Annotated in this window: 16 protein-coding genes; 7 read left to right on the top strand and 9 right to left on the bottom strand. The window is 65.0% G+C overall.

Features of this window, described 5'->3' with window-relative positions; translation table 11 throughout:
• Positions 1–13 precede the first annotated feature (13 nt).
• On the bottom strand, positions 14–1,009 hold the full coding sequence (locus RBH22_RS14340; protein ID WP_306677917.1) for a PhnD/SsuA/transferrin family substrate-binding protein: 996 nt from the start codon (positions 1,007–1,009) through the stop codon (positions 14–16).
• A 156-nt stretch (positions 1,010–1,165) separates the two neighbouring features.
• Between RBH22_RS14340 and hisH the strand changes: the two genes are divergently transcribed.
• The 3 genes from hisH to RBH22_RS14355 all read left to right on the top strand — a co-directional run bounded on the left by hisH (position 1,166) and on the right by RBH22_RS14355 (position 3,272).
• On the top strand, positions 1,166–1,810 hold the full coding sequence (hisH, locus tag RBH22_RS14345) for an imidazole glycerol phosphate synthase subunit HisH (RefSeq protein ID WP_306677918.1): 645 nt from the start codon (positions 1,166–1,168) through the stop codon (positions 1,808–1,810).
• Positions 1,811–1,920: 110 nt separating this feature from the next.
• Complete coding sequence (pheA, locus tag RBH22_RS14350) at positions 1,921–2,727, top strand: prephenate dehydratase (protein WP_121569062.1); 807 nt, start codon at positions 1,921–1,923, stop codon at positions 2,725–2,727.
• A gap of 104 nt (positions 2,728–2,831) precedes the next feature.
• A complete protein-coding gene (locus RBH22_RS14355; RefSeq protein ID WP_306677919.1) occupies positions 2,832–3,272 on the top strand; it encodes an Hsp20/alpha crystallin family protein in 441 nt (146 codons plus the stop codon).
• A 146-nt stretch (positions 3,273–3,418) separates the two neighbouring features.
• Here the strand turns inward: RBH22_RS14355 and RBH22_RS14360 are convergent, their stop codons facing one another.
• The gene (locus RBH22_RS14360; RefSeq protein WP_306677920.1) at positions 3,419–3,829 is read right to left on the bottom strand and encodes a UPF0146 family protein; all 411 of its coding nucleotides are present in this window, start codon (positions 3,827–3,829) and stop codon (positions 3,419–3,421) included.
• 39 nt (positions 3,830–3,868) lie between these two features.
• Here RBH22_RS14360 and RBH22_RS14365 point away from each other — a divergent pair, with 39 nt between their 5' ends.
• The 3 genes from RBH22_RS14365 to RBH22_RS14375 all read left to right on the top strand — a co-directional run bounded on the left by RBH22_RS14365 (position 3,869) and on the right by RBH22_RS14375 (position 6,190).
• Positions 3,869–4,390 carry an archaemetzincin family Zn-dependent metalloprotease gene (locus RBH22_RS14365; RefSeq protein ID WP_306677921.1) on the top strand — a complete coding sequence of 174 codons (522 nt, stop codon included), beginning with the start codon at positions 3,869–3,871 and terminating at the stop codon, positions 4,388–4,390.
• A gap of 117 nt (positions 4,391–4,507) precedes the next feature.
• Positions 4,508–4,969, top strand: coding sequence for a universal stress protein (locus tag RBH22_RS14370; protein ID WP_256546319.1), 462 nt, complete (start codon positions 4,508–4,510; stop codon positions 4,967–4,969).
• An 18-nt stretch (positions 4,970–4,987) separates the two neighbouring features.
• On the top strand, positions 4,988–6,190 hold the full coding sequence (locus RBH22_RS14375) for an RNA 3'-terminal phosphate cyclase (RefSeq protein WP_306677922.1): 1,203 nt from the start codon (positions 4,988–4,990) through the stop codon (positions 6,188–6,190).
• Positions 6,191–6,212: 22 nt separating this feature from the next.
• Here the strand turns inward: RBH22_RS14375 and RBH22_RS14380 are convergent, their stop codons facing one another.
• Together RBH22_RS14380 and RBH22_RS14385 are read right to left on the bottom strand one after the other, a co-directional pair.
• Complete coding sequence (locus RBH22_RS14380; RefSeq protein ID WP_306677923.1) at positions 6,213–8,042, bottom strand: ribosome biogenesis/translation initiation ATPase RLI; 1,830 nt, start codon at positions 8,040–8,042, stop codon at positions 6,213–6,215.
• Between the two features lie 3 nt (positions 8,043–8,045).
• Complete coding sequence (locus RBH22_RS14385; protein ID WP_121569054.1) at positions 8,046–8,360, bottom strand: hypothetical protein; 315 nt, start codon at positions 8,358–8,360, stop codon at positions 8,046–8,048.
• A gap of 267 nt (positions 8,361–8,627) precedes the next feature.
• Between RBH22_RS14385 and RBH22_RS14390 the strand changes: the two genes are divergently transcribed.
• Positions 8,628–9,218, top strand: coding sequence for a 50S ribosomal protein L15e (locus RBH22_RS14390; RefSeq protein WP_121569053.1), 591 nt, complete (start codon positions 8,628–8,630; stop codon positions 9,216–9,218).
• A gap of 435 nt (positions 9,219–9,653) precedes the next feature.
• On the opposite strand, the gene RBH22_RS14395 is transcribed toward RBH22_RS14390, so the two are convergent.
• The 5 genes from RBH22_RS14395 to RBH22_RS14415 all read right to left on the bottom strand — a co-directional run bounded on the left by RBH22_RS14395 (position 9,654) and on the right by RBH22_RS14415 (position 12,176).
• On the bottom strand, positions 9,654–10,049 hold the full coding sequence (locus RBH22_RS14395; RefSeq protein WP_306677924.1) for a rhodanese-like domain-containing protein: 396 nt from the start codon (positions 10,047–10,049) through the stop codon (positions 9,654–9,656).
• 143 nt (positions 10,050–10,192) lie between these two features.
• Complete coding sequence (locus tag RBH22_RS14400) at positions 10,193–10,852, bottom strand: PIN domain-containing protein (RefSeq protein WP_256290176.1); 660 nt, start codon at positions 10,850–10,852, stop codon at positions 10,193–10,195.
• Positions 10,853–10,939: 87 nt separating this feature from the next.
• Positions 10,940–11,539: a DsrE/DsrF/DrsH-like family protein gene (locus RBH22_RS14405; protein ID WP_121569050.1), complete on the bottom strand. Its 600-nt coding sequence runs from the start codon at positions 11,537–11,539 to the stop codon at positions 10,940–10,942.
• A 2-nt stretch (positions 11,540–11,541) separates the two neighbouring features.
• On the bottom strand, positions 11,542–11,925 hold the full coding sequence (locus RBH22_RS14410; protein ID WP_256546323.1) for a DsrE family protein: 384 nt from the start codon (positions 11,923–11,925) through the stop codon (positions 11,542–11,544).
• A gap of 5 nt (positions 11,926–11,930) precedes the next feature.
• Positions 11,931–12,176 carry a sulfurtransferase TusA family protein gene (locus RBH22_RS14415; protein ID WP_121569048.1) on the bottom strand — a complete coding sequence of 82 codons (246 nt, stop codon included), beginning with the start codon at positions 12,174–12,176 and terminating at the stop codon, positions 11,931–11,933.
• Between the last annotated feature and the right edge of the window lie 342 nt (positions 12,177–12,518).

Consider the following 12,518-nt stretch of genomic DNA (forward strand, 5'->3'; position numbering starts at 1 on the left):
TGGTCGCTCGATCTTAGGAGTCGAGGAGTTCCGCGCTGATACCGAGTTCGTTGGCGACGTCCACCACCGGCTGGTAGGTCTCGTTGTCGGCCTCGCGGACGTCGCTGAACCAGAGGTCGTCGTCGGTTCCCTCTTCGCCGTCTTCGCCGAGATACAGCGAGTCCGACGCGTTGACGAAGGCGTCTTTGACGGCCGTCTGCTCCTCGTCGGAGAGTTCCGGACTGACGACGATCGGCGCCCGCGGGATGTCTTCTGTCATCTCCACGTAGCGGAAGCCGTCCTTCAGTTCGCGGTTGTCGTTGAGCGTGATGAACTGCCCGACGCCGGCTGCGGCGACCTGCCCGCGATCCAGTGCGGCGAACGCCTCCGCGTGGCTGGAGAACTGCGGCGTGAAGTCGGCGCTGCCCGTGTCGGTCGGCAGGTCGCCGATGTCGAGGCCCGCTTGTTTGAGCATATACAGCGGGTACAGCGCGCCCGACGCCGACAGCCGGTCGGCGAAGGCGACGCGCTCGCCTTCGAGGTCGCTCAGGGACTGAATGTCGGAATCCTCCTGCGTCACGATGACGGACGCGTAGGTCCACGATCCGTAGCCGTACCGCTGGAGGATGATGTCGCAGCGATCGTTGGCGACGCCGAGTGCGGCCGCGAACGGCCCGGTCTCGGCGATGTCGCCGGTCCCGCCGGCGAGACTCTGGAGCACGGCGCTGTAGCCGGCGGCGTACTGGAGCGTCGCGGTGTCGACGGCGAGTTCGCTCTGCAGCATCTCCTGGATCGGCGCGTACTGCGCCTCCATCAGCTGCTGTGGCTCACTCGGCGACATATAGAACGTCGCGCGACCGTCGCCGTAGGCGACGGGCGTCTCGGTCGCCGTCGGCGTCGCGGTCGAGTCGGTCCCGTCTGTCTCTGCGGCCGTCTCTTCGTTCCCACCCGTGCTTCCGCTACAGCCAGCGATGAGGCCAGCGACCCCGACAGCCCCCGCGGACTTGATGAAATCTCGTCGCTTCGACATACGAACACGCGTATACACCGAGATGAGGCGAATAAAGATTCTGATTCAATTATATATAGCACACGATAGGTCTCCCCAAGCCACGTGATTCGATCTGATGCGGTCGAGGCGCGGGGGTGTCGGAAACGATTTGACCCGGCCCCGCGAAGCGAGCGTATGAGCGCTCAGACGGTAGCGGAAGTCGTCCTCGTCGATTACGGACTCGGCAACCTTCGGAGTGCACAGCGGGGGCTCGAACGCGCCGGCGCGTCGGTGTCGATCACCGACGACCCGGCCGACTTCGAGGCGGCCGACGGCATCGTCCTCCCGGGCGTCGGCGCGTTCAGCGAGGGGATGGAGAACGCCGGCCCGTTCCGCGAGCCACTCGCCGCGGCCGCCGAGCGCGGCCAGCCGATCTTCGGTATCTGTCTCGGGATGCAGATGCTCCTCACGACCAGCGAGGAGGCCGACCACGCCGGTCAGGGCCAGGTCGAGGGACTCGATTTCGTCCCCGGAACGAACGTTCGGTTCGACCAGGACCAGAAGGTGCCCCACATGGGCTGGAACGAACTGCACGTAGAGCGCGATCATCCACTCGTCGAGGGCGTCGACGGGGAGTACGCGTATTTCGTACACTCCTATTACGCCGAACCGGACGACCCCGACGCCGTCGTCGCGACCACCGACTACGGCGTTCGATTCCCCGCCGTGATCGCGAACGAGGCGGGCAACGTCTTCGGCACGCAGTTCCACCCCGAGAAGTCCGGCGAGACCGGCCTGCAGATCCTCCGGAACTTCGTCGAGTACTGCGCCGAGCAGTAACTGCCACTGCCCCATCCTAACGACCACCGTACGCCGTCGACATCGTCCTCGCCGCTGTCACCTCACAGATCCCCGACGGGCTTTTAGGACCCCCCGCAGTAGACGGCGCTATGCAGGTAGTCACGCTGGGTCCCGAAGGAACGTACTCGCACCGCGCCGCTCGCGCCGTCGACGACGACGTCGTGTTCCGCGAGTCGGTCTCGGCCATCGTGGCCGCAGTCGACGCCGGCGAGTACGAGCGCGGCGTCGTCCCCATCGAAAACAGCATCGAGGGGAGCGTCACCGAGACGCTCGACGCCATCGCCGACGCCGACATCGCCGTCACCCAGGAGATCGTCACGCCGATCCGGCACGCGCTCCTCGCGCAGTCGCCGAACTTCGACACCGTTGCTTCCCACTCGCAGGCGCTCGCGCAGTGTCGCTCCTTCCTCGAACGCGAGTACCCCGACGTCGACCTGGAGCCCGTCACGAGCACTGCTCGGGGCGTCGAGTACGCCCGCGAAGACCCCGCGGTCGCCGGTATCGGCCACCCCGACAACGCCGGTGACGACCTCTCTGTCATCGCTGAGGACATCCAGGACCGCTCCTCGAATGCGACTCGCTTCTTCGTGATCGCCCCCGCCTCCGAGCGTGCCGACGGCGGTGGCAAGTCCACGATCGTCGTCTACCCCAACGCGAACTACCCCGGACTGCTCCTCGAACTCCTCGAAGCCTTCGCCGACCGCGACATCAACCTCTCGCGGATCGAGTCCCGCCCGAGCGGCAATCGACTCGGCGATTACCTCTTCCACATCGACTTCGAGGCCGGCCTCTACGAGGACCGCGCACAGGCCGCGCTCGAAGACGTCGAAGCGATCGCCGAAAACGGCTGGGTCAAGCGGCTCGGATCGTACGACAAGCGACACGTTCTGTACTGAGCGGTCTTTTTTCCACTTACAGCCCGCCTCGCGTGCGATCTGCGCTCACGCGTCCTGTCTCATTTATTATCTCTCCGGTTCATCTATAGGACGGTGAATACACAATGATGAAGCGTTCCCCCAGTTTCGACGACTTCGAGTTCGACGACGTCTTCGCCCGAATGTCCCGACAGCTCGAAGAGATGAGCCGCCAGTTCGACGAGACCCGACGATTCGGGCGTGAGATGGCCGCTGATCTCCGCGAGGAGTCGGAGTCGTTCGTCGCCATCATCGACCTTCCAGGGTTCGAGAGGGAGCACCTCGACCTCTCGGTGACCGACGAGCTGTTGACAATCGAAGCCACTCGCGAAGAATCGACCGCGACGGACGACGAGCACTACGTCCAGCGCGAACGGCGGCCTGACTCGGTGCAGCGCTCGATCCGCCTGCCCGCGGCCGTCCGCGCCGAAGACGCGTCGGCGACGTACAACAACGGCGTCCTCACCGTGACGCTCCCGAAGCGGAACATCGAGGACGAAGACGCACACCACATCGACGTGGAGTGAGTGCGGCGCCGCATCGATTGCTCTCTCCGTTTCTCCCGCACGCTCTCCAGGGTCTGTATGCCCTCTAGGGGACCTACTCCTTGACTACAGCGCTTCTATCCCGATTACAGAGTCCCGCTTACAGCTAATTCCTCGCGTACAGCGCTTCAACTACGTTCACGTGGGACGTACAGCGTCTCGCCGCCGGCCAGCGACTCGGTGTCGCACGGAACCGTCGGTTCGTCGAACCCGAGCGTGGTAAAGAGAAAGTCGGCGCCGACGGCTCGGGCGACGTCCCAGGTCGGACGGTGGAGTTCCGGCGGGAGGTTCAGCCCGTAGAGGAGGTCGACCTGGTAGTGCTCGCCGGGCTCGTCGCGCTCGCTGGCGTCGACGACGTCGTCGCGGACGAACTCGACAGACGCCGGAACGTCGACGTCGGTGATGTCTGTGGCAGTCACCGACACCCCGGCGTCCGCCAGCGCGGCGGCGACCTCCGGACGGCGGCCCACTCCGATTTCGGTCGCCGACCCGTACGGCGAAAACCGGGCGACGAGAGCGGCGTTACGGGGCGTTTCCACGGCGGGATATTTATCAATCCACCCCGCTTAAGCCCTTCTATGCTCGTCGACATCGTGCCGATCGGGGACCTCTCCGCGCAAGTCAAGCGTGAGGCGTCGGCGGCGCTCCGAGGGGTCTACGACTGCGACGTCACGGTTCAGGAGGAACAGTCGATTCCCGACGGCGCGTTCGACCACAGCCGGAATCAGTACCGCGCCGAGCAGTTCATCGAACTGGCGAGTCGGGTCGGGACGGGCGAGAAGAACATCGGGATCACCTCACAGGACCTCTACTACCGGCGGCGGAACTACGTCTTCGGACTCGCGTACCTGAACGGCAACGGCTCGGTGATTTCGACACACCGGCTCCAGACTTCTTCTGACGGCGGCATCACCTCTAAACCCCAATCAGAGGTCTTCGCCGACCGCGTCCGCAAGGAAGTCGTCCACGAGATCGGGCACACGCTCGGTCTCGAACACTGCGACAACAGCAAGTGCGTGATGTCGTTTTCGCCCACAGTTCGCGAGGTCGACGTCAAAGAGGAGAACCTCTGTGGCACCTGCAGTCAACTGCTGTACTGAGTCGCCGAGCACCTCCTCGTTTCGCCACCGCTTTCTCTTCGTCGTCCGTGCCGTGACTGTCCGACCGCTGCAGTACTGCAAACTACTAAACGGGCTCCGAACGTACTGTTAGCGACGATGCAGTACCTTGTCGCCGTCGATGGCTCCGAGTCGAGTACCGAAGCGCTCGAATACGCGATCGATCTCGCGACGCGCGCGGACGCGTCGTTGCTCGTCGCGTACGCCGTCGAACCGCGCGTCCTCGTCGAAGAAAACGACGAGGAAGCGCCGACGAACGCCGAGGTCGGCCAGCGAATCTACACCGAAGACCTGGAAGTCGCCGAGGAGCGCGGCGAAGAGGTCCTCGACGACGCCCGTGAACGTGCCGAGCGGGCCGGCGTACCCGTCGAGACGACGCTGCTCTACGGCGATCCCGTCGATACCGTCGACGAGTACGCCATCGAGGAGGCCGTCGACGGGATCGTCGTCGGCCACCGCGGCCTCTCCGACCGCGTCGAGGGGATGGTCGGCAGCGTCGCGAAAGGGCTCGTCGAACACGCGACCGTCCCCGTGACGGTCGTGAAGGGTTACGAGGCGTAACGCCCGGCGGGATCGTCGATGCTCGAACTAGAGGGCACGGAGGGCGGCGGCCAGCTCGTCCGCACGGCGCTGACGCTTTCGGTCCTCGACGGGCGCCCGTTTCGGATGACGGACGTCCGTGGCAACCGACCGAACCCCGGACTGAAACGGCAGCACCTCGCCTGCGTGGACCTGCTCGCGGACGTCGCCGACGCGGAGGTGTCGGGTGCGGAAGTCGGCTCGGAGACGCTGACGTTCGAGCCCGGCAACGGTGACAGCGACGGCCCGCTCGCGGACCCCGGAGCCGAGGGGACCGCCGAGCCACGCGAGTTCGCCGTCGACGTCGGCACCGCCGGCAGCGTCACGCTCGTCGCCGACACGCTCCTCCCGCTCGCGGCCTCCCTCGATCACCCGATCCAGGCCACGCTCGTCGGCGGCACCGACGTCAAGTGGTCGCCGCCGGCCGACTACCTCAGACACGTCAAACTCCCGCTCCTCCGCGAGTGCGGCCTCGACGCCAGCGTGACGGTGAACCGACGCGGCTTCTATCCCGCCGGCGGCGGGGAACTCGTCGTCGATATCCACCCGTCTACGCTGTCCGAAATTGTGCTTCCAGCGCGGCGCAGTGGGGTCGACGCGCCGGAACCGTCTGGCGATATGTCGGACTCGACTCGTACTGCGCTGGAGCCGACGCCCGACCGCTACTCGGTTCGTGCGGTCGCATCCGAGGCCCTCGAAGACGCGGAGGTCGCAGACCGGATGGCCGAAACTGCCGTTTCGGAACTGGAGACGTTGGGAATCGGCGGTGACGCGGCCTCGGGAAGCACTGTGAGCGCGAACGCGACGTACGTCGAGTCGTACTCGCCGGGGGCCGTGACCACCATCGCCGCCGAGTTCGGCGCAGAGACGGGCAGCGGGAGCGAGGCGCCGTCGGAGGACCCGACACCGCTCCGCCCGCGGGCAGGGTTCGGCGCGTACGGCGAGCGCGGCGTCCCTTCCGAGGAAGTCGCACAGGCGGCCGTCGAGCAGGTCGCGGCGTGGCGAGAGACCGACGCGCCGGTCGACCCGCACCTCGGCGACCAGCTCGTGGTGTGGCTCGCGCTCGCTGGCGGGAGCGTGCGGATTCCGCGCGTCACCGATCACGTCGAGACGAACGTCGCCCTCGTCGAAGCCTTCGGCTACGACGTGTCGATTCGGAAGGCGTCGGGCGGCTCGGAAGCGACGGTGTCGGCGTCGCGGTGAACTCGAACGCTTCGCGGTCGGCTCAGGGCGCGTAGTAGTACTCGCCCTGCTTCTTCTGCTTGCTGTCGAGCTGGGACCCCGGCTTGTTGATGCGGGGGCGCTGGGTCCGCTCGTCGCGGCGGAACGTGATGTCGAGATCCGAGAGGAAGTCGTTCATCCCCTCGCGCATCTCTTGGGGCGTGGCGGCGTGGCCGTACTCGGAGGGCTTGCCGTCGAAGACCATCAGGCGGTCCGCCAGCAGATCGATCATATAGATGTCGTGGTCGATGACGAGCACCGTCTCGTCGTGGTTCTCGGCGTAGCGACGGATGGCGGTCGTCGCCTGCACGCGCTGTTCGACGTCCAGGTGGGCGGACGGCTCGTCCATCACGTACAGGTCGGCGTCCTCGGAGAGACACGCCGCGATGGCGACGCGCTGGCGCTCCCCGCCCGAGAGGTCGTCGAGGTTGCGCTCCATAATCCGGTTCAGTTGGAGCGGGTTCGCGACCTCCGTGTTCCAATAGGAGGTCCCGAAGTCGTCGGTGATCGACGAGAGGAACGCGTCGACGCGCATCGGCTGGTCGATCTCGATGTACTGCGGCTTATAGGAGATGTCGAGCCGGAAGTCGAGGTCGCCCTCGTCGGGTTCGAGCGCGCCCGTGAACAGTTTCGCGAGCGTGGACTTCCCGATCCCGTTGGGACCGACGACGCCCAGCACCTCGGACTCGTAGATCGTCCCAGAGTCGACTTCCAGGGAGAACTCGCCCTCGCCGTAGGACTTCGAGAGCGCCGGGTACTCGACCAGCGGCGTCGACTTCGAGGTCTGCCGCGGGGCGTGTTCGTGGAACTCTATCTCGCCGGGTCGGATCCGCATATTCTCGTTGGAGAGATACCCCGTGAGGTACTCGTTGATGCCGTTGCGGACCGATTTCGGATCAGTAATGACACCGAAGGCCCCGGGCTCACCGTAGGCGACGTGCAGCGAGTCCGCGAGCAGGTCCAAGATCGCGAGGTCGTGTTCGACCACGAGTACCGCGCGGTCCTCCTCGTCTGCGAGTTCGCGAATGAGGCGCGCCGCGGTGACGCGCTGGCCGATGTCCAGATACGGAGAGACCTCGTCGAGGAAGTAGAAGTCGCGGTCGCGAGCGAGCGTCGCCGCGAGTGCGACCCGCTGGAGTTCCCCGCCCGAGAGGGTGTCGAGCGGCTGGTCGACGACCGGGCGGATGCCCAGCCGATCGATGTAGTCGTCGAGGGCGCCGCGCTCGTCGGTCGATTCGAGCAGTTCGATCGTCGTGCCGTCGAACTGCTTCGGGAGTTGATCGACGTACTGCGGCTTGCGCGCGATGGTGACGTCGCCGTCCTGCACGCGCTCGATGTAGGTCTGCAGTTCGGTGCCGCGGAAGCGGTCGAGGACGGTCTCCCAACTCGGCTCCTCGTCGTAGGTGCCCAGATTGGGGACCATCTCACCGGCGAGCGCGCGGACGGCGGTCGTCTTCCCGATCCCGTTGGGGCCGAGGATGCCCGTTACGGTCCCCGATTCGGGCACTGGGAGGCCGTAGAGCGCGAAGGCGTTCTCGCCGTAGCGGTGGACGGGGTCCTGTTCGAGTTCGGTCGGGAGGTTGATGATCTCGATGGCGTCGAAGGGACACTTCTCGACGCAGATGCCGCAGGTCTCACCGAGACAGACCTCCTCGGAGATCCGGATCTGGTCGGGGTCGCCGTCGTACGGCTCGTCTTCCTCGTAGTACTCCCCGCGCGTGACGATGCACTCCTTGCCGGTGCGGTTCGGTGGGCAGTAGTTCGCACACTCGTAACTGCAGCGGTCGGGTTGGCACCGATCGAGGTCGACGACCGCGATACTGTCGTCCGCCATAGTTTACAGTGCGACGCTCTCTGTCAGTAGCACGCCGAACGTGATGAACCACAGCGTGAACGTCATAAACGCCACGTAGAGGTAGTCTTTGACGCCGAACTCGGAGATGTCGACGCCGACGACGCGCAGGATCGGAAACTGCGCGAGGACGAGCGCTCCGACGATGAGGAGCGACTGCTGGCTCGCCGCGGCGGCGACGTCGGTCCCGACGAACCTGGCGGACGCCAGCGCGGCGGCGACGCCGGCGATGCAGGCGAGCGTGGTGACCGTGACTCCCCGAAGGTGATCGGAAAGTCCGCTCTGCGTTTCCGTAGCCATACCTACGCCTCCGACACCCGGCATCAAAAGCCGTTCGTTCCCGTAACGCGCAGGCGTCTGTCCTCCCGGCACCGCGAAGTCGCTGTCGACGGGTGCACTCCCGAGCGCCGCCCGAGTGTGACCGATTCGAAGTGGTTAAGAGCGCCACGACGGTAGGCTCGACAACTCGCTGGCCGAACGGGACGCCAGCGGGCACCCGAGAGATCGGGACGAAATGTGGGTCGGCGTCGAACGCCGCCCGAATCGAAAGCGCCCGTGGTGAAACCAATGGCACGAAGCTTCTACTCTCACATCAAGGAAGCGTGGAAACAGCCCGGCGACGGCAAGCTCGCCGAGCTGCAGTGGCAGCGAAAGCAGGAGTGGCGCGACCAGGGCGCCATCGTCCGCGTCGACCGACCGACGCGCCTCGACAAGGCCCGCGAACTCGGCTACAAGGCCAAGCAGGGCATCGTCGTCGCGCGCGTCTCCGTCCGAAAGGGCGGCGCTCGCAAGCAGCGCTTCACGGCCGGCCGCCGCAGTAAGCGCCAGGGCGTCAACCGGATCGGTCGCCGCAAGAGCATACAGCGTATCGCCGAAGAGCGCGCCGCGCGGAAGTACCCGAACCTCCGCACGCTCGCTTCCTACTGGGTCGGCGAAGACGGCTCCCAGAAGTGGCACGAAGTGATCCTCGTCGATCCCGAGCACCCCGCGATCGAGAACGACGACGACCTCAACTGGATCTGCAGCGACGACCACAAGGGCCGCGCCTTCCGCGGTCTGACGAACGCCGGACGCGACAACCGCGGTCTCCAGAACCGTGGCAAGGGCACCGAACACACGCGCCCGAGCATCTCCTCGGACCGACGCCGCGGCAAGTAACCGCCGGGTCCACCGCTGCGGTACTCGTCGGCTCCGCGGACGCGCCGACGCGACACGCACAATCCCGAATTTTTTACGCCGCACTGCCCGCCGAGCAGCGCATTCTAACCGTCCAACTACGGCAGTTGTCAAACGGGTAGTATCGCTCTTTAGCTCGCTGCACGTCAATGAGAACCACCCACACATTTTTTACTCCCCATTCGCGTCCACGGGAGTATGGACGCTGAATGCCCGAAGTGCCGATCCACCGACATCGAATCAGAAGAGGGCGGTCTGAACGTGTGTCAGAACTGCGGACTCCGCTGGCAGGCCTCGGAAGCCAGCTAACGCTGCACTAACGTACTTTCTCGCAGCCGACACGACAAACAGCGGAGCTTCTCCACTTCGTCCGGTTGAGAAGCGACGGCGACGGTCGATCGAGAACGACGGCCGAACTCAGAACGGCGCGTCAGACGGCCCCGGTCCTTCTTCGGTCCGGGTAGGCGACACTGCGCCGCCTTCGGAATCACCGCGGCCGTCGGCGATGGGGCCATCCCAGCCCTCGAAGCCACCGTTGAGACTGGCGACGTCGGCGTCGAGGTGTTGATCGAGGAGCATCGCCACCCGCTGAGAGCTCTTGCCGTGGTAACAGGAGACGACGACCTCGTCGGCCTGCGCCCACTCGGCGTCGAGCGCCGCCGTCGAGAGCTGGTGGGGCTGGACGTTCACTGCGCCCTCGATGTGGCCGGCGGCGTACGACGACGGATCTCTGATGTCGACGATCGAGAGGGCGTCGTCGTCTGCCTCGTCGAGCCGTTCTTGCAGTTCCGTAGGCGTCGTCGTAGCGACCATACGCTCTCCTCGGCCGCGTCGTGGAAACGCGCTTCGGTCCGAACCGACGAGGCGTGGCGGTTCATACTGTCGAACAGAACGATGTGAAAATTAGCGGTACCCCGTGGGTGCCGACATCATTCACGAACTGCTGTCCGACAGTATCAGGACCGCGGGTCGCGATCGGGCCCCGGGTACTCGCCCCCGACGACCTCCTGATACAGGCTTTCGGCGTCGAACAGCGTCGCGAACGCCCGCGGGTGGCGAGCGCTCACCGATATCCGGCTTCCAAGTGTCGCGCCCGCCTGCGCCGAGAGCAGGCGGTCGTCGTAGGAGAGCAGGTGCATCGCCCCGCCGCGGTAGGCCGTCGCGAGCGCCGGATGATCGCCGGCGGGCTGGCCGACGAGTTCGCACCACTCGGTGACGCGCTCGCGCCAGTCGGCTGCGAGATCGGCCTCGGCGAGATCGGCGACGACGGCCTCGGCGTCGTCCAAGAGCGGCTCGCTCGCGAGGAGTGTGATCCAGGTATGTTCGCGGAGCGGGTCCAGCGCGCGGCGGGCGTCACCGCCGACGAGGAGGTCCGCCGCGAGGACGTCGGCGTCGGCGACGACGCGAGCGGGACTCGACTCGTCTGGTGGGGTGAGCTCGTTCTCGCCGCTGTTTGCCGTCGCATCGGTCTCCTCGCTAGTCGACGAATCTCCCGCCGTTCCGCCGGTCTCGTCGTCCGAACCAGTCTCGCGGAGTCCCGCGAGCGTCTCTCGGATGTCGTCCTCGTCGACGTCGTATCTCGCCGCTCGCTCGAAGAGCGCGCTCCACGGCTGCATACCTACGCGTGTGCCGTCGCGAACAAGAAGTCTGCCGGTTCAGTGGATCGAGTGGCGGCTCGTAAGGCCGGAAAAATCAGTCCCGGGTTAGACGAGTAGCTGGATGTCGGCGTCGGCCATATCCTGAATGGCCGTCGCCGCGCCGACGCCGGTCGTGACGCCGTCGTAGAAGTTGTCCTCGTCGTAGTCCATCAGTTCGATCGTCATCTGGCAGGCCTGGAACTCCACGCCCATATCCAGCGACGTCTCGATGAGTTCCTCGATGGTCGCGGTGTCGTTGTCGTTGATCCGCTTTTCCATCATCGAGGTGGTCACGCGGTCCATCCCGGGGAGCGCGCCGACCATATTCGGGACCGGCATATTGGGGTTGCCGACAGAGCTGAGCTTGAGGTTCTTCGAGCGTTCCTTGTGGAGGATGTCGAGTCCCCAGAACGTGTGGAAGACGGTCACGTCGTAGCCGAAGGCCGCCGCCGTGCTGGCGAGGATGAGCGGCGGATACGCCATATCGAGCGTGCCCTTCGTCGCGACGATGGACATCTTCTTGCTGTTCTGGCCGGCTGCGACGTCGGAGAGCTCTTCTTCGAGCTCTTCGACGCGCGCTGCGAGTTCGGCGCGCGAGGGGATTTCTTCAGCTGCGTCGCCGTTCGGTCCGTCTTCAGTCGTGGTGTCTGATGTATCCGTGCTCATAATTAGAAGGTAAACACCTGGTCTGCGTCGTCGACCGCTTCGAGGAAGGTCGCCGCGCCCGCGAACTTGGTGGTGACAGAGTCGTCGATGTTCTCTTGGTCCCACGCGAGCATATCGAGTGTCGACGTACAGGCGACCGTCGTGACCTGCTCGCCGCCGTCGGCGACGAAGGCGTCGAGGAGGTCGTAGGGGTTCGGCATCCCCTCATCGAGGAGGGGCTCGATCTCCGAGACGTCCTTCTCGCCCTCGAGAAGGTGTGTCAGGCCGTCGAAGGTGAAGTAGACGAGAACCTCCATATCGGACGCGAGGGCCGTGTGTCCGAGGTTCATCGCCATCGCGAGGCTCTTCGGACTGTCGCTGTCGACGATGATTCCGATCTTGTCCATCGTGCTTACTCCGTCTTGCGGACGTAGTGCTTGTAGACGTCGTCGCCCTCGACCTGGTCGAGCATCTCGACGCCGTCGGTTCCGTCCGCCCAGCCGTCGAGGTCGCTCATACTGCCGGGGTCGGTCGCGAGTACTTCGAGAACCTCACCCTCCGCGAGGTCGTCGATGGCAGACTTCGTCTGCACAACAGGCATTGGGCACGATGCACCTTTCACGTCCAGCGTCTCCGCGATATCGAATTCAACACTCATTGGGTATCCGCTCCGTGATTCGTATTGGAGCTATCGCACAATATCGGTCCGGTGATTAAAAGATTACCGATTCTTGCAAACGTCAGGAACAACTAAGTGTATGAAGATCAGATAAGCGCGTTCGAGCGGACGTTCACGATATCGTTATTGAGCTATTCGAGCACTTTACACAGCGGATTTCCCCGGTAATTCCCCGGCCTCGACACGTCTTCTCGGAACGTGTATTGTGCATCAGTTGAACTACTATGCAAATATTTTTGTGTCGCCACCCAGTAAGAGCGACTGTACGATATGAACGCCGACGACCTTCCCACCCCCGACGCAGAGGCTGACGCCGTCTCG

The organism is Halobellus sp. H-GB7 (assembly GCF_030848585.1).
GTDB lineage: Archaea > Halobacteriota > Halobacteria > Halobacteriales > Haloferacaceae > Haloquadratum > Haloquadratum inordinatus.